The sequence below is a fragment of the Saccharothrix longispora genome (assembly GCF_031455225.1).
Classification (GTDB): domain Bacteria; phylum Actinomycetota; class Actinomycetes; order Mycobacteriales; family Pseudonocardiaceae; genus Actinosynnema; species Actinosynnema longispora.
In genome coordinates this window covers 557685-580325 of sequence record NZ_JAVDSG010000001.1, presented here as the reverse complement: position 1 = coordinate 580325, position 22641 = coordinate 557685, and the positions used below count along the sequence as shown (strand labels likewise).

The following is a 22641-nucleotide window of genomic DNA, read 5'->3' as shown; positions in this document are numbered from 1 at the left end:
GAATCGAACCAAACGCTTTCCGGAGAAGCGCTACTCACCGTCACTCACCCGATCGGCGATGCGGGCCGGTGATGTGTGGGACGCCGGAGCGGGGGTAACCAGTGCTCGAACTCGTTTCCCTACGAGAGGGTGCAAGTACAGTGACGACGATCGAGAAGTCCGTGGACGTCGAGGTCCCGGTCACGACCGCGTACAACCAGTGGACGCAGTTCGAGTCGTTCCCGCGGTTCATGGAGGGTGTGGAGAGCATCACCCAGGTGACCCCCACCCGCACCCACTGGGTGACCAAGATCGGTGGCGTTACCCGCGAGTTCGACGCGGAGATCACCGAGCAGCACCCGGACGAGCGGGTCGCGTGGCACACCGTGGACGGCCCGCCGCAGGGCGGCGTGGTGACGTTCCACCGCATCGACGACCGGCACACCCGGGTCCACGTGCAGATGGAGTACGACCCCCAGACGCTGATCGAGAAGGCCGGCTCGGCGCTGGGCGTGGTGGAGCACCGCGTGTCCGGCGACCTGGGCCGCTTCAAGGAGTTCATCGAGGGCCGCGGTGCCGAGACCGGTGCCTGGCGAGGTGACGTCGCACGCCCCCCGCAGGCCGGGGAGACGCGCCACGACCTGCCCGACGGCGGCCGTCCGGGCGACCCGCTGCGATGACCGGCCGAGCGGTCCCGCCCCCGCGGGGGCGGAGCGGGTCGGCCGTGCCGATCCCCTCCCCCAGGCCGCCGCTGGAAGTGGTGTAGCGCCGGGTGCGGCGGTAGCAGCACGGCGAGACGACGTTCGAGGCCCCGTGGACCCGGTCCGCGGGGCCTCGTCGCGTGCGCCCCCGGTGTCGCCCCCCGGTGTACCCGCTCCCCTTGTCGCCCTGTCTTGCCGTCGCCCCCGCCCTGCCGTCCCGTCGTGCGTCGTAGGGCCCGCAGACCACCCGGTCTGCGGGCCCTACGACATCACTCGTTCAGTTGTCGGCCAAGCGGGTGAACAGCGACCTCACCGACTGCCGCAACGCCGACGCAGCGTCACCCAGCAGGGACTTCTGCGGTGCCGGCGAGTCGCCGGTCGGTGCCGCGGGCGGCTCCACCCCGTGTTCGAGCAGCTCCCGCAGCACCTCCAGAACCACTTCCGGGTGACCGAGCGGCACGGGGGCCGCGAACGTCTGGACGGAGGTGATGAGGCCGTCGTGCCGCTTCACCAGCTCGCCCACCTCCGCCCCCGCCGCCGCGCCCGCCACGACGTGCACCGGCACGGCGCGACCCTCGAACTCGCGCAGCACCTCGTCCACCTCGCCGGCCTCGGACGCGGGCAGTCGGCACCACATGACCTGCAGGTACTCCGTCAACGGCCGCCACGTGGCGGGCAGGTCGCCGTGCACCCCGACGCCGGCCGGGTCGAGCACGACCACCGTCGGGGCGTCGGCGGGTCCCGCCCACACCACGGACGGACCTCCGGTCCTGGTTTCCTCCATCGATCTACACCTCCACCACGGCGGGTTCCACGCAGTAGACGGTGTACGCCTGCCGCAGGATGGGTTGGGCCACGTTCCGCACCCGCACGCCGCCCGGGGTCATGCCGTGCTCGGTGCCGAAGTGGGCGTGGCCGTGGACGGCGAGGGTCGTGCCGGTGGCGTCGATCGCCTCGCCCAGCAGGTAGGAGCCGAGGAACGGGTAGATCTCCGGCGGCTCGCCGCGCAGCGTGTCGGGCACGGGGGCGTAGTGCGTCAGCGCGACCTTCACGTCGGTGTCGAGGCTGTCCAGCGCCGTCCGCAGCGAGTCGGCGATGCCGGTCGTGTGGTTGATGAACGCCTTCATCTCGGGTTCGCCGAACGCGCTGCCGCACTTGCCGGCGAACCCGCCGCCGAAGCCCTTCACGCCGGCGACGCCGAGCGAGTGGCCGTCCACGCGGAACGTCGCCGTCTCGCCCTCCAGCACGTGCAGGCCCGCGTCGCGCAGGACCTGCGTCACCTCGGCGGGCTTGTCGTCGTGGTGGTCGTGGTTGCCCAGCACGGCCACCACGGGCACGGGCAGGCCGGTGAACTCGTCGGCCACCACCCGCGCCTCCTCGACGGTGCCGTGCCGGGTCAGGTCACCCGCCAGCAGCAGCACGTCGGCGCACTCGCCCAACTGCTCCAGCGCGGGCCTCATGCGGCCGCGCGCGTCCTCGCCCAGGTGCACGTCCCCCACCGCGGCGATGCGGATCATCGCAGCTCCTCCCGGCCGGCCGGCGCGTCGACCGACACCACCTTCACGTCGTCGAACACGGTCAACTCGGGCGCCACGTCGTGGATCACCGCCTCCAGGGCCTCGCGCCGGTCGGCGCTCGCCACGGTCCCGGACAGCATCACGTGGTCACCTCGCACGGTCACCCGCACACCCTGTTCCGTCGTGCGCGGGTCCTCCGCCAGCGCGCGGCGCAGCCGGGCCGACAGGTACTGCTCGGGCTCTGCGGTCATCGCGTGCTCCCGGTCAACGTCGTCGTGTGCAGGAGGTCGAGGCGTTCGACGAGCACCAGGAACGCCTCGGCGTACGGCGAGTGCTTCGTCGCCTCCCTGACCTTCTCCCAGTCGATCTGCTCGCGCAGGGCGCGGGCGAACGGCAGCAGCTCGCTGAAGTCGCACCGGTGCCCGTCGAGCACGAGCAGCTTGCTGATCATCACCTCGGTCGCGGGCATCACCGGCAGCGACACGGAACCGACTGCCAGCTCCTCGGCGCGGGACAGCGTCTCGTCGGTCACCGGGATCTCGTTCGGGCGGAACAGGAGGTCCACCAACGAGTCACCGTCGTACACCTTGAGCAACCAGTCCTCGGGCGGCGTGGCGGCCCTCATGCCCTCCGCCACGAGCGCGCTCACCGCGGGTTGGGCGTCTTCCTCGCGCACCAGGATGTCCACGTCGTGCTCGGTCGCGGGGCCTCCCCTCGCGTACACGGCGCACCCGCCCGCCAGGGCGAACGGGATGCCCTTCGCGCGCAGGGCCTTGGCCACCTTGGTCAACGTCCGCAGCAACTCGTCTTGGACACCGCTCATGCGGGTGGACTACCCGTCGGGGTGGTGGTTCACACGGCCGGAGCGGGGTAGCCACGGCGGTATGACTGGCACACCGCCCGATCCCGACACCTCCCGCACGCCGGGCGGCGCACCGCCGCCGCACCCCGAGCCGGAGCGCACCCCCGGCCTGGAGCCCGGTGGCGGGGTGCCGCCCGGCGAGACGCCGCCCGACGCCGGTCAGACGTCCGGCCTGTCGCACCCCCAGCCGATGCCGTCGCGTCGCGGGCCGGTCATCACCCTGGTCCTGGTCTCGATCCTGACCGTCCTGGTGCTGGCCTTCATCGTCGCCGAGATCATGGGCTGGTCGAAAACCTTCTGACCCACAGCCCCGCGAGTCGTAAGTCCAGCCCGCGCGAGTCGTAAGTTCAGACCCCGCGAGTCGTAGGTTCAGGATCTCCGAGTTCTGCATTCGGGACCGGCGGGAACGGGCGACGCTGGTCGTGAACGTAGAACTCACGGGTGGCGACCGTACGACTCGCGCGGGCTGGGCTTACGACTCGCGGGGTGGTCAGGGGTGGAGAGGGGGGCTGGCCGGTAGGCCTTGTTCGTGGGCCAGGCCGGTCAGGAGTTGGCGCAGGGCGTCGCGGGCGTCGTGGGCCGGGGTCCAGCCGAGGACTTCGCGGGCGCGGGTGGCGTCCAGCAGGGGGACGGTGAGCGCCAGGTCGACCCAGCCGTGGGAGGTGGGCTGGAGGCGGAGGTGCCAGGTGATCTTGGCGGCGGTGCGCAGGGCGGTCGGCGGGATCGGCACGTGCCGCGCGCCGAGGACGCCGGCCAGCACCTCCGGCGTCACGACCGGGTCGGAGACGATGTTGAACGCGCCGCCGTGGCGGCCCGCCACGACCCTGGCCACGGCGTCGGCCACGTCGTCGGCGTGCGCGAACTGGAGGACCATCGAGCGCGGCAGCGGCAGGACGGGCGTCCTCAGCCGGAACAGCGCGTTCGGTACGAGCGGGCCGAGGAAGTAGCGCTTGATCTCGGCGGCGGCCTGCGGCTGGAGCACCAGGCCGGGGCGGACGCGGGTGACGGTGAGCGTCGGGTGGTCGCGCTCGACCTGGTCGAGGATGTGCTCGACGGCGGCCTTCTGGCGGCTGTAGTAGGACGTCGACACGCCGTCGGTCGGCCAGCTCTCGTCCACGGTGTGGTCCTTGGCGGCCGGCGAGTAGGCCCCGACCGACGACATGTGCACCAGGTGCGGCACGCCCGCGGCCACGGCGGCGGTGAACACGCGGTCGCTGCCGGCCACGTTCGCCTTGTAGAGGGCGCGCTCGTCGTGGCTCGGCTGGATGCGCCACGCCAGGTGCACGACGGCGTCCGCTCCGCGCAGCACCTCGGTCAGCGGCTCCTCGGCGCCGTCGCGGCTCAGGTCGAGCGGTGTCCACTCGACGCCGCGGTAGGCGTCCTCGTCACGGGGTGGCCGGCGCGAGACGCCGTGCACGGAGACGTCCGTTTCGCCCGCGAGCCTGCGGAGCAGGGCGGTGCCCAGATTGCCGGTGGCGCCGGTCACGACGATCCTCATGGGCGGCGAGTACCCGCGCGGGCCGGGTGCGACACGGGGAGGCGCGGTGTTGGAGGCGGCGGGGTGGGGGCTGCTGGCCGGGTCGGCGCTGCTGGTGGGCGCGCTCGTCGGGTACCTGGTGCGGGTGCCGCGGGGCGTGGTGGCGGCGGTGATGGGGTTCGGCAGCGGCGTGCTGATGTCGGCGGTGGCGTTCGAGCTGGTGGGCGAGGCGCACGAGCTGGGCGGCCTGCTGCCGACGGCGGTGGGGTCCGCGCTGGGCGCGCTGGTCTACACCGGGGCGAACGTGCTGCTGGCCAGGCGCGGTGCGCGGCACCGCAAGCGGTCGGGTGGTCAGCAGCCGTCGGAGTCGGAGCAGGCCGGGTCTGGCACGGCCATCGCGGTGGGCGCGCTGCTCGACGGCATCCCGGAGTCGGTGGTGATCGGGACGAGCCTGCTGGCGGGCGGCGGGGTGAGCGCGGTGACCGTGGCCGCGGTGTTCATCTCGAACGTGCCGGAGGGCCTGTCGTCGGCCGCGGGCATGCGCCGGGCGGGCCGTTCGCGCCGCTACGTCTTCGGCTTGTGGACGGGGATCGCCCTGGTCAGCGGCCTGGCGTCGATGCTGGGGTACGGCCTGCTGGCGGGGGTGTCGCCGGTGTGGTTGGCGGGGATCACCGCGTTCGCCGGCGGCGCGATCCTGTCGATGGTGGCGGACACGATGATCCCGGAGGCGTTCGACGACGCGCACCTGCTCGTGGGCCTGGTGACCGTGGCGGGCTTCCTGACCGCGTTCGCCCTGTCCCACGCGTGACGGGGGCGCCCCCGGCGGGGCGCCCCCGGATCTCAGCGGTCGACGGTGAGGTCGCGCGCGGACGCGTAGCGCTCGCGCACCCACGGCGTCGGCTCGGCCTCCACGGTGGTGGACGCGAGGTCCGACCACAGCGGGGCCTCGGCGAGGCCGCTCGCCGCCCACGCCGCCTGGCGGGCGGCGCCGTCGGCGACGTACTCGCTGGGCGACGGCACGACGACCGGGCACCCGAACACGGCCGCCGCCACCTGCCGCACGGCGGCGGACCGGGCACCGCCGCCGATGAGCAGCACCCGTTCGACGGGGGTGCCCAGCGCCACGAGGGCGTCGACGGCGTCGGCCAGGCTGCACACGAGGCCCTCGACCGCGGCCCTGGCCAGGTGGGCCGGGGTCATGGTGTCGAGCCGCAGGCCGTGCAGCGCGCCGGTCGAGTCCGGCTTGTTCGGCGTCCGCTCCCCCTCCAGGTAGGGGATGAACGCCAGGCCGTCCGCGCCGGCCGGCGCGCCCAGGGCGAGCGCGGACAGCTCGTCCAGGCCCACCCCGAGCACGCGGGCCGTCGCGTCGAGCACCCGCGAGGCGTTGAGCGTGCACACCAGCGGCAGGTGGCCGCCCTCGGCGTCGGCGAACCCGTTGACGGTGCCGGTGCCGTCGGCGATCGGCCGCGACGACCGCGCGAACGCGGTGCCGGACGTGCCGATGGACACGACCACGTCGCCGGGTCGCGCCTGCACGCCCAGGGCCGCCCCCGCGTTGTCGCCCGCGCCCGCGCCGAACCGACCGGCGGTCAGCTCGGCGGGGCCCAGGACGCGCGGCAGCGCGACGACCCGGCCGAGCGCGAGCTCCAGCAGGTCCGGCCGGTAGTCCTCTGTGGATGGTGACCAGTAGCCGGTTCCGCTGGCGTCGCTGCGGTCCGTGGTGATGGCGTCGAGGGACGTCTGCCCGGACAGCTTCCAGGTGAGCCAGTCGTGCGGCAGGCAGACGGCCGCCACGCGGGCGGCCGCCTCCGGCTCGTTCGTCGCCAGCCAGCGCAGCTTGGTGACGGTGAGCGAGGCCACCGGCACGCTGCCGACCGCCTCCGCCCACGCCGCCGGCCCGCCCAGCTCGGCGGTCAGGTCGACCGCCGCGCCCGCCGACCGGGTGTCGTTCCACAGCAGCGCCGGGCGGACGACCTCGCCGGCCTCGTCGAGCACCACCATGCCGTGCTGCTGCGCGGCGACCGACACCGCCTCGACGTCGTCGAGCCCGCCCGCGTCCGCGATGGCCGCCTGGAGCGCGTCCCACCACGCGTGCGGGTGCACTTCGGTGCCCGCCGGGTGCGCCGCACGCCCCTCGCGCACGAGGGCGCCGGTGTCGGCGTCCCGCACCACCACCTTGCACGACTGGGTGGACGAGTCGACGCCCGCGACGAGCGCCATCAGCGCGCGCCCAGCAGGTGTTCGAGCGCCAGCTGGCTGAGCTTGACGAAGCCGAACCCGCGCTGGGCGGCGGCCTCCGGGTCGATGTCGTCGGCCTTGATGAAGTCGGCGATCGACTCGCCCTCGGCCAGGGTCGGCTCGGCCAGCTCGTAGACGCCGCTGTACTTCAGCGCCTCCTGCACCTCGGGGTCGGCGCGGAACGCCGCCGCCCGCTCGCGCAGGATCTTGTAGGTGCGCATGTTGGCGGCGGCGGAGTCCCACACGCCGTCGAGGTCCTCGGTGCGCAGCGGCTTGTAGTCGAAGTGCCGCGGGCCCTCGTAGCCGCCGTTCTCCAGCAGGTCGACCAGGAAGAACGCGGACAGCAGGTCGCCGTGGCCGAAGACGAAGTCCTGGTCGTAGCGGGGGCCCTTCTGGCCGTTGAGGTCGATGTGGAACAGCTTGCCCTGCCACAGCGCCTGCGCGATGCCGTGGACGAAGTTGAGGCCCGCCATCTGCTCGTGGCCGACCTCGGGGTTCACGCCGAACAGCTCGTGGTGGTCGAGCTCGTTGATGAACGCGATGGCGTGGCCGATGGTGGGCAGCAGGATGTCGCCGCGCGGCTCGTTGGGCTTGGGCTCCAGGGCGAACTTGAGCCCGTAGCCCTGCTCCTCGGAGTAGGCGGCGATGGTGTCGAGCGCCTCGCGGTACCGGTCGAGGGCGGCGCGCACGTCCTTGCCCGCGTCGACCTCGGAGCCCTCGCGGCCACCCCACAGCACGATGGTCTCGGCGCCCAGTTCGTGGGCGAGCTCCAGGTTGCGCAGCACCTTGCGCAGCGCGAACCGGCGGACGCCGCGGTCGTTGCTGGTGAAGCCGCCGTCCTTGAACACCGGGTGGGTGAACAGGTCGGTGGTCACCATGGGGACGACCAGGCCGGTCTCGTCGAGGGCCGCCCGGAACGCGGAGACGCGCTTGTCGCGCTCGGCCGCGTCGGCGCCGAACGGGACCAGGTCGTTGTCGTGGAACGTGATGCCCCACGCGCCGAGCTCGGCGAGCTTGCGCACCGCCACGGGGGCGTCGAGCACGGGGCGGCTCGCGAGGCCGAAGGGGTCACGCCCCTGCCAGCCGACCGTCCACAGACCGAAGCTGAACTTGTCCGACACGAGGACACCTCCAAATAAGTTTGATGCCTAAACTTAACCCACTTTGCGGCTAGTATCCAGTGGTGTCCAGACCGCCAGTGCCCCGACCGCAGCCGGCGAGCCAGCACACCGTGCGCCGGCACAACTCCGCCCTGGTGCTCGACGCCATCGCGGACGCGCCCGGTTCGTCCCGCGCCGCCGTCGCCGCGCGCACCGGCCTGACCAAGGCCACCGTGTCCAGCCTGGTCGACCGGATGATCGGCGCCGACCTCGTGGCCGAGGGCGGCGCGCAGACCCGGTCCGGCCCCGGCCGGCGCGGCACCGCCCTGCACCTGTCCCCCACCGGCCCGCACGGCCTGGGCGTCGAGATCGGCGTGGACTACCTCGCCACCTGCCTGGTCGACCTCACCGGCCGGGTGCGCGCCCGCTGGCTGCGGCGCAGCGACAACCGCGACTCCTCCCCCGCCCGGGTGCTGGCCAAGGTCGCCTCGGCGGTGCGCACGGCGGCCCGGGAGGACGTGCCGATCGGCGGCGTCGGGGTCGCCGTGCCCGGCCTGGTCGAGGTCGCGGGCGGCACGCTGCGGGTCGCGCCCAACCTGGGGTGGCGCGAGGTGGACGTGCGCGGCGAGCTGACCAGGCGGGTCTCCCTGGACGTGCCGGTGCTCGTGGGCAACGAGGCGAACCTGGCGGCGCTCGCCGAGCTGTGGCACGGCGACGCGTCCGACGACTTCGTGCACATCTCCGGCGAGATCGGCATCGGCGCGGGCATCGTGGTCGGCGGCCGGCTGTTCGAGGGCGTGTCCGGGTTCGGCGGCGAGCTGGGCCACCTGTCGGTCGACCCGCGCGGCCCCGAGTGCGGGTGCGGCTCGCGCGGCTGCCTGGAACGCCTGGCCGGGCAGGACCCGATCGTGCGGGCGGCGGGCGTGCCGGGCGTCGAGGAGCTGCTGGCGGCGCTCGCCGCAGGCGACAAGGCGGCGACCGCGGCCGTGCGGACCGCCGCGAAGTGGCTCGGCGTGGCGCTCGCGGGCACCGTGAACCTGCTCGACCTGCCGACCGTGGTGCTCGGCGGCACCTACGCGCGGCTGGAGCCGTGGCTGCGCGGACCGCTGCGCGCCGAGCTGGACCGGCGGGTGGTCAGCGCCGAGTGGTCCCCGGTGCGGGTGGTCGCCTCGTCGCTGGGCGCGGAGGCGGCGGTGCGGGGCGCGGCGGGCAGCGCGGTGCGGGCGATCCTCGCCGACCCGGACCCCTACGTCACGGCCGCGCTGGCGTGAGCGCCGCGAGCAGCGCCCGGTAGGTCCCCTCCACGTCGCCCTCCACCGAGGCGACGACGACCGGCCGGCGGGCGGCGATCGCGATCAGGCGGGGCACGGGACCGTGCCTCACCGCAGGAATCGGACTTGTCGGGCGAGTTCGTCACACCGTGAACACGACCGGACACGCACGAGAACCGCGGAGCACCGCGTTCACCCGTATGCACGCTTCGAAGCGGGCCCACCGCCCCGGCGGTTCTGAGAACCTGGACGGCGCCCCGGACGCCGCCGAGGACCGGGGGTACTGGTCAGGGGGTGACCCGTGCCGCGTGGAGAGCGACCGCTGGACGCCGGTGACAGCCCGCTGCTCACGTTCGCCGCGGAGCTGCGCTCACTGCGCGACCGGGCCGGTGGGCTCAGCTACCGACAACTGGGCGCGCGCGCCCACTACTCCGCCACGACGCTGTCCGACGCGGCGGGCGGCCGCAAGCTGCCCACCCTCGCCGTGACGCTGGCCTACGTGCGCGCCTGCGACGGGGACGCGGCCGAGTGGGAGGAGCGCTGGCGGCGGGTCGCCGCCGAGGTGCTGCCCTCGGCCGAACCCGGCCCCGACGAGGGCCACCCGCCCTACGCGGGGCTCGCCGCGTACGGCACCGAGGACGCCGAGTGGTTCTTCGGCCGCGACCTCGTGCTCGACGAGTTGGAGAAGCGCCTCACCCGGCGGCGGTTCGTGGCGGTGTTCGGCGCGTCCGGCGCGGGCAAGTCGTCGCTGCTGCGCGCGGGCCTCGTGCCCCGCTTCACCGGGCGCGCGGCGGTCGTCACGCCCAGCGGGTCGGACGTGCGGGCGGACCGGCTCGACCTCGACGTGGACCTGCTGATCGTGGACCAGTTCGAGGAGGTGTTCACGCTCTGCCCGGACGTCGCGCGGCGGACCGCGTACATCGACGCCCTGCTCACCGCCGACTGCACGGTCGTGCTGGGCGTGCGCGCCGACTTCTACGGGCACTGCGCGCAGCACCCGGAGCTGGTGGAGGCGGTGACCGACGGGCAGCTGCTGCTCGGGCCGATGGGGCCGGAGGAGCTGCGCCAGGTGATCATGCAGCCCGCCGTGAAGGCGTCGTGCACGGTGGAGACCGCCCTGGTGTCGCGGCTCGTCGCGGACGCCACCGGCCAGGCCGGGGTGTTGCCGCTGATGTCGCACGCCCTGCTGGAGACGTGGCGGCGGCGGCGCGGCACGACGCTGACCCTGGCCGGCTACGAGGCCGCGGGCGGCGTCCAGCACGCCCTCGCGCAGACCGCCGAGCGCACGTTCACCTCGCTGGACAAGTCGCGGCGCGCGCTCGCCCGGCAGGTCTTCCTGCGGCTCACCGCCCTGGGCGACGGCACCGAGGACACCAAGCGGCGACTGCCGCGCGCCGAGCTGGACCCCGGCGCGGACGTCGACCTGGTGCTCGACCGCCTCGCGCACGCCCGGCTGCTGACCCTGGACCGGGACGGCGTGGAGATCGCGCACGAGGCGCTGATCCGCTCGTGGCCGAGGCTGCGCGGCTGGCTCGCCGAGGACCGCGACGGCCTGCGCACCATGCGGCAGCTCACCGAGGCCGCCGCCACCTGGGCGTCCCTGGGGCGCGACCCGGACGCGCTGTACCGGGGCACGCGGCTGGACACGGCGGTCGAGTGGACGCAGCGCGACGGCGTGTGCACCAGCACCCAGGAACGCGCCTTCCTCGCCGCCGGCCTGGCCGCCCGCGACCAGGAGCGGCTGCTGGCGCAGCGCCGCACGCGCAGGCTGCGGCAGCTCGTGGCGCTGCTGGCCGTGCTGCTGATGTGCTCGGGCACGGCGGTGTTCTTCGCGATCCGGGCGCAGGACGAGGCCAACGAGGGGTGGCGCTCCTCGGCCGCCTGGTCCGTCTCCAACCAGTCGCAGGCGCTGCGCGGCAGCAAGCCCGGGCTGGCCGACCAGCTCGCCCTGACCGCCTACCGGCTCAACCCGACCGAGGCGCTGCGCGACGGCGTGCTCGCCGCCAACGCGGCGAGGGCGTACGACGTGGTCACCCGCTCGGCGTTCCCGTCCGGGCAGGGCCTGGACCCCGACGGCACGCCGCGGCCGAACGCCCGGGTGCCCGTCCCGGCCGACGACGTGTACCGCAGGCTGGCCGACCGCATGGGGCCGGGCGCCGTGGTCACCTCGGTGGTCGTGGAGAGCGGCGCGCGGGCGTACGCCACCACCGTGCAGGACCAGGTGGGGCAGGTCTGGGACGTCACCGACGCGATCAACCCGGAGGTCATGCACGTCTTCGGCGGCCCGGTGTCGCGCATCGCGTTCGACCCGGTGGGCGCGGACCGGATCGTCACCGCGTCCCCGCTCGCCGAGGTGGCGCTGTGGGACTGGGTGCCGTCGGCGCCGAAGGGCCAGCAGGCGCGGCAGAGGTCGCGCCTGACGAAGCACGACCGGCCGCTGAACGGCCTGGGCTTCAGCCAGGACGGCGGCACCGCGATCACCTACGACGACGCGGGCGTGATCCGGCTCTACGACCTGGCCGACCCCGCGCAGCCGCACCGGATCGCCGAGCTGCGCACCGCGCAGGACGTCACCGCCGTGGCGCTGTCCGCGGACCGGGGGGTGCTGGCCGCCGGCCTGGCGAACGGCGTGCTGCGGATCTGGGACGTCACCAGTCCCGGCGATCCCCGGAGCAGGGTGTCGCGGAAGGTCCACCCGGACGCGATCCGCGCGCTGGCCTTCCGCCCCGGGGGCGCGCCGGCGCTGGTGACGGTCGGCGAGTACAACCGGGTGATGCTGTGGGACGTGGCCGACACGGCGGCTCCGCGCGAGCTGGCCCGGATCAGCGGTGGCACCGCCGGGGTCAACGGGGCGGCGTTCGGCGACACCCCGTCGAAGGTGGTCACCTCGAACGACGACGGGACGACCCGGTCGTGGGAGTTCGACTTCGACGTCGCCGTGGAGGCCATCTGCGGGCGGGTGGAGGCGCACATCTCGCGCGAGGAGTGGTCGCAGTACGTGGAATCGGTCAGCGGGGCGCTGGACTACCGCCGACCGTGTGAGTAACCGTGCGGACGGGCGGTCGCGGGCCGATAATCCGGGCGTGACCACCCCACGCGACGACCGCACCGAGGCTCCTCCGACGACCCCGATCCCGGTCGACCCGGCGGTGCCGGTGCCGAGGGACACGCACGACCCGGCCGTCCGGCCGGAACCAGCCCGACCGGACGGGGGCCAGGCGGGCGGGGTTCAGCCGGGCGGGGTTCAGCCGGGGAAGATCCGGCCGACCAGGATCAGCGGCACGTGGGTCGCGGTGCTCGCCTCGGTCGTCGTGCTGATCTTCCTGCTGGTGTTCGTCCTGCAGAACCTGACCGGCGTCACGATCCACTTCCTGGGCATCTCCGGGACGCTGCCCCTGGGGGTCGCCCTGCTGTTCGGCGCGATCGCCGGCGCGGTGCTGGTGGGCCTGGTCGGCGCAGCCCGGATCATGCAGCTGCGCCGCCAGGCCAAACGAGGGCTCCACTAGACCCGGGAGCGGGTCCGGCCGTGCGGGGTGGACCCGGCGGGGTGACGTCGCTGCCCTGCCAGCTCGCCTGGAACCCGGATTCCCACCGGGCCACCCGCGGCGGTGCTCCCGTTCCAGCCCTCGTCGTCGGTGGTCACGACGGCGGCGCCGGTCTGCCATCGTGCTGCGCTCCTTCGCGCGGAGTTGGGGGAGGCGGTGGGCGAGAGGGAACCGCCTCCCCCGGGCCGGTGCACACCCCGGTCGCTTCAGGGGGAAGCCGGCGACCGAGTCTCTGGGAGCGCTCCCAGATGTGTGAACAGGACGTTATCCAGGGTGATCGCCGGTCGGCAATAGTTCTCCGCTGAGCCATCCGAGTGATGTTGCGCCCGTTGAGACGATCACACCGCCGAACGGGCGCGGGTACGCGGAACCGGCCGGTGACGAGGTCACCGGCCGGTTCGCGGCGGATCGGGGTTCAGGCGCTGGCGCGCTGCACGATCGAGGTGGGCAGGAGCAGGAAGGGCGGCAGGTTCTCCTCCCCCGCCAGCTCCGCCATGAGCCGCCACGTCATCGTCCGGCCCAGCTGCTCCACGTCCTGGCGGATCGTGGTCAGCGCGGGCACGGCGGTCGCGGCGATGACCAGGTCGTCGAACCCGACCACGGCCACGTCCTCGGGAATGCGCTTACCGTGGGCGTGCAGCGTCTGCAGCGCGCCCAGCGCCATGATGTCGGCCCCGACGAAGACCGCGTCCAGCGTCGGGTCCCGCCGCAGCAGCTCGGCCATGGCGACCGCACCGCTCTCCGGGGTGAAGTCCCCGTAGGCGACCAGGTCGGTCTCCATCCGGGCCTGGCTCAGGCCGCGCTTCCAGCCCGAGAGCCGGTCCATGCCCACCGCCATGTCCCGGGTGCCCGCGATCGTGGCGATGCGCTTGCGCCCCAGGGAGACCAGGTAGCGGGCCGCTTCCATGGCCCCGTTGAAGTTGTCCGAGTCGACGTAGGGCACCCCGCCCGCGCCGAGGGGCCTGCCGCCGACGACGGTCGGCAGGCCCGCGTCGGCGAGCGTGCGGGGCAGCGGGTCCTGGCCGTGCAGGCTCAGCACCAGCACGCCGTCCACGTGACCACCGCAGAGGTAGTTCACCAGGTCCTGCTCGTCGCCCTCTTTGCTCATCATCAGGACGAGCTGGACGCGCTTGCCGGCCAGTTCCGCGTGCACACCGCGGAGCACGCCCGCGAAGAACGGGTCGGCGAGCACCCTGCTGCCCTGTTCGGACACGACCACGGCGATGCAGTTCGCCCGGCTGCCCGCGAGCGTCCGGGCCGCCTGGTTCGGGCTGTACCCGAGCTTGCCGATGGCCTGGTGGACGGCCTCGCGCGCCTTCGAGCTGACGTACGGCTCGCCGTTGATCACCCGGGAGACGGTCGACTTGGACACCCCGGCGGCGCGAGCGACCTCCTCCAGCCGGGTGTTGGGTCGTCGCGCCTTGGGTGGGTCAACGGCATCGGTCACGGAGCGACCGTCGCCGTGAGAGCGTTGCCACGGGCAACCTGCGAGTACCACATGGCGCTCATCTTAGGCGTGCGGACCTGCGTCACGTAGTCGACATGCACGATCCCGAACCGCTTGGCGTATCCCTCGGCCCACTCGAAGTTGTCCATCAGCGACCACGCGAAGTAGCCGCGCAGGTCGACGCCCGCCCGGATGGCCGCGTGGGCCGCCCGGAGGTGGCCGTCGATGTAGTCGCGGCGCTCGTGGTCGTTGATCGAACCGTCGTCCTCGATCGAGTCCCGGTACGCGGCACCGTTCTCGGTCACGTACAGCGGGATGCTGGGGTAGTCCTCGTGCACCCGCTTGAGCACCTTGAACAGGCCGTCGGGCTCGACCTCCCAGTCCATGTCGGTGCGCGGCAGGCCCCGGCTGGGGAACGTGACGTGCTCCGCGCCCACCCACGGTGAACCGGTCGGGCGACGGCCGTTGGTCTGCACCTGCCCGGCGGGCTCCGCCGCGCTCTCCGGCTCCGGGTGGCCGCTCACGAAGTGCTCGGCGTAGTAGTTCACGCCCAACTGGTCCAGCGGCGCGGAGATGATCTCCAGGTCGTTCTCGCGGATGTGCTTCGAGAAGCCGTAAGGCTCCAGGTCCGCGACGATGTCGGCCGGGTACTCGCCCTTGAACAGCGGGTCGAGGAAGATCCGGTTCTGGAGGCCGTCGAGCCGGCGGGCGGCGTCGAGGTCGGCCTCGTCGTCGGGGTCCGCCGGGATGATCGGGTACATGTTGAGCGTGATGCCGACCTTGGCGTTCGGCGCCTGCTCGCGGATGGCCGCGGTGGCCAGGCCGTGGGCCAGCAGCAGGTGGTGCACGGCGGCCACGGCGGCCTCCGGCTCCTGGCGGCCGGGCGCGTGGATGCCGGCCGCGTAGCTCAGCAGCGACGAGCACCACGGCTCGTTGAGCGTGGTCCAGTTGACGACCCGGTCGCCCAGGGCGCCGACGACGGACTCGGCGTACTCCGCGAAGCGGTACGCGGTGTCCCGGTTGGCCCAGCCGCCCGCGTCCTCCAGGGTCTGCGGCAGGTCCCAGTGGTACAGGGTCAGCCAGGGCGCGATGCCCGCTTCGAGCAGTTTGTCCACCAGGCGGGAGTAGAAGTCCAGGCCGGCCTGGTTCACGGGGCCGGCGTCGGGGCGCACCCGCGGCCACGCGGTGGAGAACCGGTACGCCTGGAGGCCGAGGTCGACCATCAGCTGGACGTCCTCGTCCACGCGGTTGTAGTGGTCGGCGGCGGGGTCGCCGGTGTCACCGCCCACGACCGCACCGGGCGTCTTGCAGAACGTGTCCCAGATGGACGCGGTGCGACCGTCCGCGGTGGTCGCGCCTTCGATCTGGAACGCCGCGGTCGCGGCGCCCCACACGAATCCCTCGGGAAAGGAAATCGACTCCACAGCTACCCCTTCACAGCACCCTGCATGATCCCGGCGACGATCTGCCGCCCGAGTACGAGGAACACGATCAAGATCGGAACCGTGGCCATGGTGGTCCCGGCGAGCACGAGCGAGTTGTCGACGTAGTAGCCGCTCTGGAGCTTCTCCAGGGCGACCTGCATCGTCGGGTTCTCCGCGTTGAGCACGATCAGCGGCCAGAGGAAGTCGTTCCACGACGTCATGAACGTGAAGACGCCGAGCATGGCCGCCGCGGGCCGCACGGCGGGCAGGCAGACGTGCCAGAAGATGCGGATCATGCTGCACCCGTCCACGCGGGCCGCCTCGATCAGCTCGTCGGGCACGGCGTCGGCGATGTACTGGCGCATCCAGAACACGCCGAACGCGGTCACCAGGTTGGGGATGATGACCGCGCCGAGGGTGCCGGACCAGCCGAACTCCGCCATCGCCATGTAGAGCGGGATGATGCCGAGCTGGGTGGGGACGGCGAGCGTGGCGACCACGAAGACCATCAGCGGTCCCCGGCCCTTGAAGCGCAGCTTGGCGAACGCGAAGCCGGCCAGGGTGGAGAGGACGACCACCGACAGGGTCACCGTGCCGGAGACCAGGACGCTGTTGCCCAGGGCCTTCCAGAACGGGATCGAGTCGAGCACGCGGCTCGCGTTCTCGAAGAACCGGCCACCGGGCAGCAGGCTCGGCGTCGCGGTGAACTCCGCGTCGTCGTGGCTGGCGACCAGGAAGGACCAGTAGAACGGGAACGCCGAACCGAGGATGAACGCGATCAGGATGCCGTAGACGGTGAAGCTGGGCCGCTGGTCGGCCAGGTTCACCTTCTTGAACCGTCGTGGTGTGACCGATTCGCGCCGGTCGAGGACGGTGGCCATCACGCCTCCCCACTGGACGCGAGCCGGCGGGTGAGCAGGAAGTTGATGCCCGCGATCGCGATGATGACGACGAACAGGACCCAGGCCATCGCCGAGGCGTAGCCGAGGTCGAAGCTCTGGAAGCCGGACTGGTACATGTAGAGCACGACCGTCTGGTACTGGTTGGTCGCACCGCCGTTGCTGCTCCCGGCGGGGGCGAACAGCTTGGGCTCGGTGAAGATCTGGAGACCGCCGATGGTCGAGGTGACGACCACGAAGATCAGGGTCGGGCGCAGCAGCGGCAGGGTGATGCTGAAGAACTGGCGCACCTTGCTCGCGCCGTCCACCCAGGCCGCCTCGTAGACGTCGCGCGGGATGGCCTGCATGGCGGCCAGCACGATGAGGGCGTTGTAGCCGGTCCAGCGCCAGTTGACCATCGTGGCGATGGCCGCGTGGCTCCACCAGCGCTCGGACTGCCAGTCGATCCGGTCCAGGCCGAACAGCTCCAGGCCGTCGTTGATCAGGCCGTACTGGGGGCCGAACAGGTCGCCGAAGATGATGGTCAGGGCGACGAGGCTGGCCACGTACGGCAGCAGCACGCCCATCCGCCACCCGGTCCGCGCGCGCAGCGCGGTGTTGAGCAGCACGGCCAGCATGACGGCGATGACCAACTGCGGCACGCTGGACATCACGAAGATGCTCAGCGTGTTGACCATCGCGTTCCAGAACTGCGAGTCGGCCAGCAGGGTCGTGTAGTTCTCGATCCCCACGAAGGGCTGCTCGTCGGCGCCCAGCTCCCAGTCGAACAGCGACACGTAGGCCGTGTAGAGGAGCGGGAAGAGGCCGACGACGGCGAAGAGGATGAAGAACGGGGCGATGTAGATGTACGGGGAGACCTTGACGTCCAGGTTCGCGAGCCGGTGGCGCAGGCTCAGCTTCCCGGACGTGCTGTCATCGTTGTCGGCACGCCGCGGCGGGCGGGGCTCGGCGCCCCGCCCGCGCGTGACCGTGAGCTCGGTCGTCATTACTTGGCAGCCTTCTTGGCTCCCTCGACAGCCTGCTTCCAACCGTCCTCGGCAGAGGTGCCCTGCTCGACGGCCTGGAGGGCCGGCGCGATCACGTTGTCCTGGATCTCACCGTCCTGCGGGCCCTTGTACTGGGCGCCGGCGACCTTGTTCGCCTGCTCGGAGAACAGCAGGCCGACCTTCTCGCCGCCGAAGTAGTCGCTGGTCTTGTTGAGCAGCTCCGGGGAGATCAGGGCCTGGGTCTGGCTGGGGAAGGTGCCCTTGGCGACGAACGCCTTGATCTGCTGCTCCGGCGCGGTCAGCCACGCGGCCAGCTTGACGGCCTCGGCCTTGTTCTTGCCCTGCTTCGGGATGGTCAGGTACGAACCGCCCCAGTTGCCGCCGCCGCCGGGGAAGGCGGCCGTGACGGCCCACTTGCCCTTGTGGTCCGGGCCGGCGTTGCCCTCGATGACGCCCAGCATCCAGGACGGGCAGGTCTTCGTGGCGAACGCGGACTCCTTGAAGCCGGTCTGCCACTCCTTGCTCCACGCGACGAGCTTCGCCGACTGGCCGCGCGCGACGGCGCCGGTGACCTGGTCCCAGATCTTCTTGTCGTCGTTGGTCTCGATCGACAGCTTGTCGTCGCGGTCGAAGTAGCCGACCTTGGACTGGTTGTGCATCGGGTTGAAGATCTGGGCGGCCGAGTCGAACCACGGCTTGCCGGTCTTCTGCACGTAGGTGTCACCGGCCTGGAAGTACGAGTCCCAGGTGGCGAACAGGGCCTTGACGCCCTCGGGGTCGGACGGCAGGCCGGCCGCGTCCAGCATGTCCTTGCGGTAGCACATGGCCAGCGGGCCGATGTCGGTGCCGTAGCCGATCAGCTTGCCGTCCTTGGTGGTGACGGCGTCGACCTTCCACTGCAGCCAGCGGTCGTCGCGGACCTCGGCCGGGCCGATCTCCTTGAGGTTCTCGAACTGGCCGGACTTGGCCATGACCTGGCTGAGGTAGCCCTCCTCCACGGCCTCGACGTCGGCGAGGCCGGAGCCGGCACCCAGCTTGGTGAACAGGTTCTGGTGGTGCGGCGCACCCTGGCCGGTCTTGCGGTGGGTGATCTTGACGTTCGGGTTGGCGGCCTCGTACTCCTTGAAGAGGTCCTCGTAGCCGAACTCGTTGAACGTCGCGACGGTCAGCTCCGTCTTGCCGTCCGCGGTGGTGCCGGAACCGCCCGAACCGCAGGCCGTGGCGGCTGCGGCGAGCACTGCGGTGCAGGCGAGGACCTTGACCAAGCCTGCTCTGCGGTAGCGCACGAGAACTCCTCAGTTGATCGGCGGTGAACGTTCTGGGAGCGCTCCCAGGTTTTGGGGGAGTGTGGTTTGCGACACGGAGTCGTGTCAAGCTCTCGTGTCCGCGCTGTTACACACCTTGCGACATTTGCGTCGCTGGACCGATTCTGCTAGCCGTGCGCTTAGTGGTCCGTTCGGGCACAGCGGGTCGACCGGTCGGACACACTCCGTTCATCCGTGCGCTCCGGGTGACGCACCCGGGACGCTCCGGAATTCACACACCCCTAGAAGGCGAAAGCGGCCCGCACTCCCCCACCGGGAAATGCGGGCCGCTCGCCCACGTCGTGCGCGCGCGGGTTGGGAGGCTAGTCCCCGCCCTCCAGCTCGCCCTCCGTTTCCAGGTAAACCGCCCGCAGGGCGTCGAGGGTCGCCTGCTCGGGGTGTTCCCACAGTCGGCGCTCGGCCGCTTCGAGCAGGCGTTCCGAGATCCCGTGCAGGGCCCACGGGTTCGACTTCTCCAGGAACTCCCGGTTCTCCGGGTCGAGCACGTAACTGGCCGCGAGTTGTTCGTACATCCAATCCGCGACCACGCCGGTGGTGGCGTCGTAACCGAACAGGTAATCGACCGTCGCGGCCAATTCGAACGCGCCCTTGTAACCGTGCTTGCGCATTGCCGCGAGCCAGCGCGGGTTCACCACGCGCGCCCGGAAGATCCGGTTCGTCTCCTCGTGCAGCGTCCTGGTACGCACCGCGTCCGGTCGGGTGCTGTCGCCCACGTACGCGGCCGGCGCCCGACCGGTGAGCGCGCGGACCGTCGCGACCATGCCGCCGTGGTACTGGAAGTAGTCGTCGGAGTCGGCGATGTCGTGCTCGCGGGTGTCGATGTTCTTGGCGGCCACCGCGATGCGCTTGTAGGCGCTCTCCATGTCCTTGCGCGCCTCCACGCCCTCCAGCCCGCGGCCGTAGGCGTACCCGCCCCACACCGCGTACACCTCGGCGAGGTCAGCGTCGTCGCGCCAGTTCCGGCTGTCGATGAGCGGCAGCAGACCCGCCCCGTACGCGCCCGGCTTGCTGCCGAAGATGCGCATCGTGGCGCGGCGCGGGTCCTGGTGCTCGGCCAGGTCGGCCTGCGCGTGGGCGCGCACGAAGTTGTCCTCGTCCGGCTCGTCCAGCCCGGCGACCAGGCGCACGGCGTCGTCGAGCAGGGCGACCACGTGCGGGAAGGCGTCGCGGAAGAAACCGCTGATGCGGACCGTGACGTCGATGCGCGGGCGGCCCAGCTCGGCGAGCGGCACCACCTCCAGGCCCGTCACGCGGCGGGACTGGTCGTCCCACACCGGGCGGACACCCATCAGGGCCAACACCTCGGCGATGTCGTCACCCGCGGTGCGCATCGCGCTGGTGCCCCACACCGACAGGCCGACCGAGGGCGGCCACTCCCCCGTGTCGGTCCGGTAGCGGTCGAGCAGCGACTCCGCCATGGCCTGCCCGGTCTCCCAGGCCAGCCGGGACGGCACCGCCTTGGGGTCCACCGAGTAGAAGTTGCGGCCCGTCGGGAGCACGTTGACCAGGCCGCGCAGCGGCGACCCGCTGGGACCGGCGGGCACGTAGCCGCCGGCCAGGGCGTGCAGCACGTGGGTCATCTCGTCGGTGGTGCGGGCCAGCCGCGGCACGACCTCGTGCGCGGCGAACTCCAGCACGCGCGCCACGTCCTCGACGTCGGTGAGGGCACGGGCGGCGGCCGGGTCCCAGCCCGCGTCCTCCATGCCCTGCACCAGGGCCCGCGCCTCGGCCTCCACGCGGTCGGTGCTCGCGCGCGTCGTGTCGGCCAGGCCCAGCGCCTCGCGCAGCCCCGGCAGCGCCGCGACCTGCCCGGCCCACATCTGCCTGGCCTGGAGGATCGCGAGCACCAGGTCGACCCGGGCCTCACCGGCCGGGGCCTCGCCCAGCACGTGCAGGCCGTCGCGGATCTGCACGTCCTTGATCTCGCACAGCCAGCCGTCGACGTGCAGGATCAGCTCGTCGAAGCCCTCGTCGGCGGGCCGCTCGGTGAGGCCGAGGTCGTGGTCGAGCTTCGCGGCCTGGAGCAGCGTCCAGATCTGGGCGCGGATCGCGGGCAGCTTCGCCGGGTCCATCGCGGCGATGGTCCCGTGCTCGTCGAGCAGCTGCTCCAGCCGGGCGATGTCGCCGTAGCTGTCCGCGCGGGCCATCGGCGGCACCAGGTGGTCGACCAGGGTGGCGTGCGCCCGGCGCTTCGCCTGCGTGCCCTCGCCCGGGTCGTTGACCAGGAACGGGTAGACCAGCGGCAGGTCGCCGAGCGCGGCGTCGGGGCCGCAGCCCGCGGACATGCCGACGGTCTTGCCGGGCAGCCACTCCAGGTTGCCGTGCTTGCCGACGTGCACCACGGCGTCGGCCCGGAACTCGGCCTCCAGCCAGCGGTAGGCGGCCAGGTAGTGGTGGCTGGGCGGCAGGTCCGGGTCGTGGTAGATCGCGATGGGGTTCTCGCCGAACCCGCGCGGCGGCTGCACCATCACCACGACGTTGCCCGAGCGCAGCGCGGCCAGCACGATCTCGCCGTCGCGGTCCTTCGAGCGGTCCACGAACAGCGTGCCGGGCGCCTCGCCCCAGTGGACCTCCATGCCCGCGCGGGCGTCCTCGGGCAGCGTGGCGTACCACTCGCGGTAGCGGGCGGCGGGCAGCCGCACCGGGTTGCCCCGGACCTGCTCCTCGGTGAGCCAGTCGGCGTCCTGCCCGCCGGCCGCGATGAGGGCGTGGATCAGCGCGTCGCCGTCGAGGTCCGCCACGCCGGGCAGCTCGTCGCCGACGTCGTACCCGGCCTCGCGCATGGCCTGGAGCAGCCGCACGGTGCTGGCCGGGGTGTCCAGGCCGACGGCGTTGCCGATGCGCGAGTGCTTGGTGGGGTACGCCGACAGCATGATCGCGATGCGCTTGTCGGCGTTCGGGATGTGCCGCAGCTTCCCGTGCCGCACGGCGATGCCCGCGACCCGCGCGGCGCGCTCCTCGTCGGCGACGTAGACGGTCAGGCCGTCCTCGTCGACCTCCTTGAAGGAGAACGGGACGGTGATGATCCGGCCGTCGAACTCCGGGATCGCCACCTGCGTGGCCGTGTCCAGCGGGGAGAGGCCGTCGTCGTTCCCGTCCCACGCGGCGCGGCTGGAGGTGAGGCACAGGCCCTGGAGGATCGGCACGTCGAGCGCGGCCAGCGCGCCCACGTCCCACGCGTCGTCGTCACCGCCGGCCGACGCGGCGGCGGGCTTGGTGCCGCCCGCGGCGAGGACGGTGACCACCAGGGCGTCGGCCCGGCCGAGCACGGCGAGCAGCTCCGGCTCGGCGGCCCGCAGCGAGGCGCAGAACACCGGCAGCGGACGGCCGCCCTTGGCCTCGACCGCGTCGCACAGGGCGTGCACGAACGCCGTGTTCCCGGCGACGTGGTGCGCCCGGTAGTACAGGACCGCGACGACCGGCCCGTCGTTCGCGCTCCCCGGGCGCTCCAGGACGCCCCAGTTCGGCGCGGGCGCGGGCGGCTCGAACCCGTGACCGGTGAGCAGGACCGTGTCGGACAGGAAGCGGTGCAGCTCGGCCAGGTTCGCCGGGCCGCCGTGCGCCAGGTACGCGTGGGCCTCGGCGCACACGCCGCCGGGCACCGTGGACAGCTCCATCAGCGGCGCGTCGGGGTTCTGCTCACCGCCCAGCACGACGACGGGGCGCGGGCCCGCCAGCAGGTGGTCCAGGCCCTCCTCCCACATCCGGCGACCGCCGAGGATGCGCACGACCACCAGGTCGACGTCCTCGACCAGCGCCGGGAGGTCGTCCACGGAGGTGCGGGCGGGGTTGGCCAAGCGGTAGTCCGCGCCACTCGCGCGGGCGGACAGCAGGTCCGTGTCGGAGGTCGACAGCAGCAGGATCACGTGC

20 protein-coding genes are annotated in these 22641 nt (G+C 72.5%); 6 read left to right on the top strand and 14 right to left on the bottom strand.

The window, feature by feature from the left end; translation table 11 throughout:
• Window positions 1-140 precede the first annotated feature (140 nt).
• Entirely contained in the window at window positions 141-659 is a 519-nt protein-coding gene (locus J2S66_RS02570; RefSeq protein WP_310303266.1) for an SRPBCC family protein, read from the top strand.
• A 298-nt stretch (window positions 660-957) separates the two neighbouring features.
• Here J2S66_RS02570 and J2S66_RS02565 read toward each other — a convergent pair whose 3' ends face one another.
• Genes J2S66_RS02565 through J2S66_RS02550 form a run of 4 tightly spaced genes read right to left on the bottom strand, consistent with a single transcriptional unit; the run spans window position 958 to window position 3020 of the window.
• Window positions 958-1464 (bottom strand): hypothetical protein, encoded by a 507-nt coding sequence (locus tag J2S66_RS02565; protein WP_310303262.1) that lies wholly within the window; start codon window positions 1462-1464, stop codon window positions 958-960.
• A gap of 4 nt (window positions 1465-1468) precedes the next feature.
• Window positions 1469-2197, bottom strand: a complete 729-nt coding sequence (locus J2S66_RS02560; RefSeq protein ID WP_310303259.1) for a metallophosphoesterase family protein — start codon at window positions 2195-2197, stop codon at window positions 1469-1471.
• Window positions 2194-2448: a BON domain-containing protein gene (locus J2S66_RS02555; protein WP_306745334.1), complete on the bottom strand. Its 255-nt coding sequence runs from the start codon at window positions 2446-2448 to the stop codon at window positions 2194-2196. Before J2S66_RS02555 ends, J2S66_RS02560 begins: the two co-directional genes overlap by 4 nt.
• The gene (locus J2S66_RS02550; RefSeq protein ID WP_306745335.1) at window positions 2445-3020 is read right to left on the bottom strand and encodes a nucleotidyltransferase; all 576 of its coding nucleotides are present in this window, start codon (window positions 3018-3020) and stop codon (window positions 2445-2447) included. Before J2S66_RS02550 ends, J2S66_RS02555 begins: the two co-directional genes overlap by 4 nt.
• 61 nt (window positions 3021-3081) lie before the next feature.
• Here J2S66_RS02550 and J2S66_RS02545 point away from each other — a divergent pair, with 61 nt between their 5' ends.
• Window positions 3082-3360: a DUF6480 family protein gene (locus J2S66_RS02545; protein ID WP_306745336.1), complete on the top strand. Its 279-nt coding sequence runs from the start codon at window positions 3082-3084 to the stop codon at window positions 3358-3360.
• A gap of 189 nt (window positions 3361-3549) precedes the next feature.
• Here J2S66_RS02545 and J2S66_RS02540 read toward each other — a convergent pair whose 3' ends face one another.
• A complete protein-coding gene (locus J2S66_RS02540) occupies window positions 3550-4557 on the bottom strand; it encodes an NAD-dependent epimerase/dehydratase family protein (RefSeq protein ID WP_310303254.1) in 1008 nt (335 codons plus the stop codon).
• Here J2S66_RS02540 and J2S66_RS02535 point away from each other — a divergent pair.
• Window positions 4556-5344, top strand: a complete 789-nt coding sequence (locus J2S66_RS02535; RefSeq protein WP_344960426.1) for a ZIP family metal transporter — start codon at window positions 4556-4558, stop codon at window positions 5342-5344. The two genes, J2S66_RS02540 and J2S66_RS02535, sit on opposite strands and share 2 nt — an antisense overlap.
• 32 nt (window positions 5345-5376) lie before the next feature.
• On the opposite strand, the gene xylB is transcribed toward J2S66_RS02535, so the two are convergent.
• Together xylB and xylA are read right to left on the bottom strand one after the other, a co-directional pair.
• Window positions 5377-6756, bottom strand: coding sequence for a xylulokinase (xylB, locus tag J2S66_RS02530; RefSeq protein ID WP_310303247.1), 1380 nt, complete (start codon window positions 6754-6756; stop codon window positions 5377-5379).
• On the bottom strand, window positions 6756-7895 hold the full coding sequence (gene xylA, locus J2S66_RS02525) for a xylose isomerase (RefSeq protein WP_310303244.1): 1140 nt from the start codon (window positions 7893-7895) through the stop codon (window positions 6756-6758). The genes xylB and xylA overlap by 1 nt, the downstream gene beginning before the upstream one ends.
• 62 nt (window positions 7896-7957) lie before the next feature.
• Here xylA and J2S66_RS02520 point away from each other — a divergent pair, with 62 nt between their 5' ends.
• Window positions 7958-9145 carry an ROK family transcriptional regulator gene (locus J2S66_RS02520; protein ID WP_374726062.1) on the top strand — a complete coding sequence of 396 codons (1188 nt, stop codon included), beginning with the start codon at window positions 7958-7960 and terminating at the stop codon, window positions 9143-9145.
• Here the strand turns inward: J2S66_RS02520 and J2S66_RS02515 are convergent.
• Entirely contained in the window at window positions 9126-9257 is a 132-nt protein-coding gene (locus J2S66_RS02515) for a hypothetical protein (RefSeq protein ID WP_310303241.1), read from the bottom strand. The genes J2S66_RS02520 and J2S66_RS02515 overlap by 20 nt on opposite strands.
• A gap of 189 nt (window positions 9258-9446) precedes the next feature.
• Here J2S66_RS02515 and J2S66_RS02510 point away from each other — a divergent pair, with 189 nt between their 5' ends.
• Both J2S66_RS02510 and J2S66_RS02505 read left to right on the top strand, forming a co-directional pair.
• A complete protein-coding gene (locus J2S66_RS02510) occupies window positions 9447-12191 on the top strand; it encodes an nSTAND1 domain-containing NTPase (protein ID WP_310303239.1) in 2745 nt (914 codons plus the stop codon).
• A 37-nt stretch (window positions 12192-12228) separates the two neighbouring features.
• Window positions 12229-12651 (top strand): LapA family protein, encoded by a 423-nt coding sequence (locus J2S66_RS02505; protein ID WP_310303237.1) that lies wholly within the window; start codon window positions 12229-12231, stop codon window positions 12649-12651.
• 454 nt (window positions 12652-13105) lie between these two features.
• On the opposite strand, the gene J2S66_RS02500 is transcribed toward J2S66_RS02505, so the two are convergent.
• From J2S66_RS02500 to cobN, 6 genes are all read right to left on the bottom strand, one after another.
• Window positions 13106-14137 (bottom strand): LacI family DNA-binding transcriptional regulator, encoded by a 1032-nt coding sequence (locus J2S66_RS02500; RefSeq protein WP_306745343.1) that lies wholly within the window; start codon window positions 14135-14137, stop codon window positions 13106-13108.
• The gene (locus tag J2S66_RS02495) at window positions 14134-15552 is read right to left on the bottom strand and encodes a glycoside hydrolase family 1 protein (RefSeq protein WP_310314619.1); all 1419 of its coding nucleotides are present in this window, start codon (window positions 15550-15552) and stop codon (window positions 14134-14136) included. Before J2S66_RS02495 ends, J2S66_RS02500 begins: the two co-directional genes overlap by 4 nt.
• Window positions 15553-15563: 11 nt before the next feature.
• Window positions 15564-16442, bottom strand: a complete 879-nt coding sequence (locus J2S66_RS02490; RefSeq protein ID WP_310303229.1) for a carbohydrate ABC transporter permease — start codon at window positions 16440-16442, stop codon at window positions 15564-15566.
• Complete coding sequence (locus J2S66_RS02485) at window positions 16442-17446, bottom strand: carbohydrate ABC transporter permease (protein WP_310303226.1); 1005 nt, start codon at window positions 17444-17446, stop codon at window positions 16442-16444. The genes J2S66_RS02490 and J2S66_RS02485 overlap by 1 nt, the downstream gene beginning before the upstream one ends.
• Complete coding sequence (locus J2S66_RS02480; RefSeq protein ID WP_310303223.1) at window positions 17446-18732, bottom strand: ABC transporter substrate-binding protein; 1287 nt, start codon at window positions 18730-18732, stop codon at window positions 17446-17448. Before J2S66_RS02480 ends, J2S66_RS02485 begins: the two co-directional genes overlap by 1 nt.
• 341 nt (window positions 18733-19073) lie before the next feature.
• On the bottom strand, window positions 19074-22637 hold the full coding sequence (gene cobN / locus J2S66_RS02475; RefSeq protein WP_310303220.1) for a cobaltochelatase subunit CobN: 3564 nt from the start codon (window positions 22635-22637) through the stop codon (window positions 19074-19076).
• Window positions 22638-22641 lie beyond the last annotated feature (4 nt).

What these genes read in the sequence shown, in the direction of transcription:
- J2S66_RS02565 (WP_310303262.1), bottom strand. Translation starts at nt 1,464, where the DNA reads ATGGAGGAAACCAGGACCGGAGGTCCGTCCGTGGTGTGGGCGGGACCC.
- J2S66_RS02560 (WP_310303259.1), bottom strand. Translation starts at nt 2,197, where the DNA reads ATGATCCGCATCGCCGCGGTGGGGGACGTGCACCTGGGCGAGGACGCG.
- J2S66_RS02555 (WP_306745334.1), bottom strand. Translation starts at nt 2,448, where the DNA reads ATGACCGCAGAGCCCGAGCAGTACCTGTCGGCCCGGCTGCGCCGCGCG.
- J2S66_RS02550 (WP_306745335.1), bottom strand. Translation starts at nt 3,020, where the DNA reads ATGAGCGGTGTCCAAGACGAGTTGCTGCGGACGTTGACCAAGGTGGCC.
- J2S66_RS02545 (WP_306745336.1), top strand. Translation starts at nt 3,082, where the DNA reads ATGACTGGCACACCGCCCGATCCCGACACCTCCCGCACGCCGGGCGGC.
- J2S66_RS02535 (WP_344960426.1), top strand. Translation starts at nt 4,556, where the DNA reads ATGGGCGGCGAGTACCCGCGCGGGCCGGGTGCGACACGGGGAGGCGCG.
- J2S66_RS02540 (WP_310303254.1), bottom strand. Translation starts at nt 4,557, where the DNA reads ATGAGGATCGTCGTGACCGGCGCCACCGGCAATCTGGGCACCGCCCTG.
- xylB (WP_310303247.1), bottom strand. Translation starts at nt 6,756, where the DNA reads ATGGCGCTCGTCGCGGGCGTCGACTCGTCCACCCAGTCGTGCAAGGTG.
- J2S66_RS02490 (WP_310303229.1), bottom strand. Translation starts at nt 16,442, where the DNA reads ATGGCCACCGTCCTCGACCGGCGCGAATCGGTCACACCACGACGGTTC.
- J2S66_RS02485 (WP_310303226.1), bottom strand. Translation starts at nt 17,446, where the DNA reads ATGACGACCGAGCTCACGGTCACGCGCGGGCGGGGCGCCGAGCCCCGC.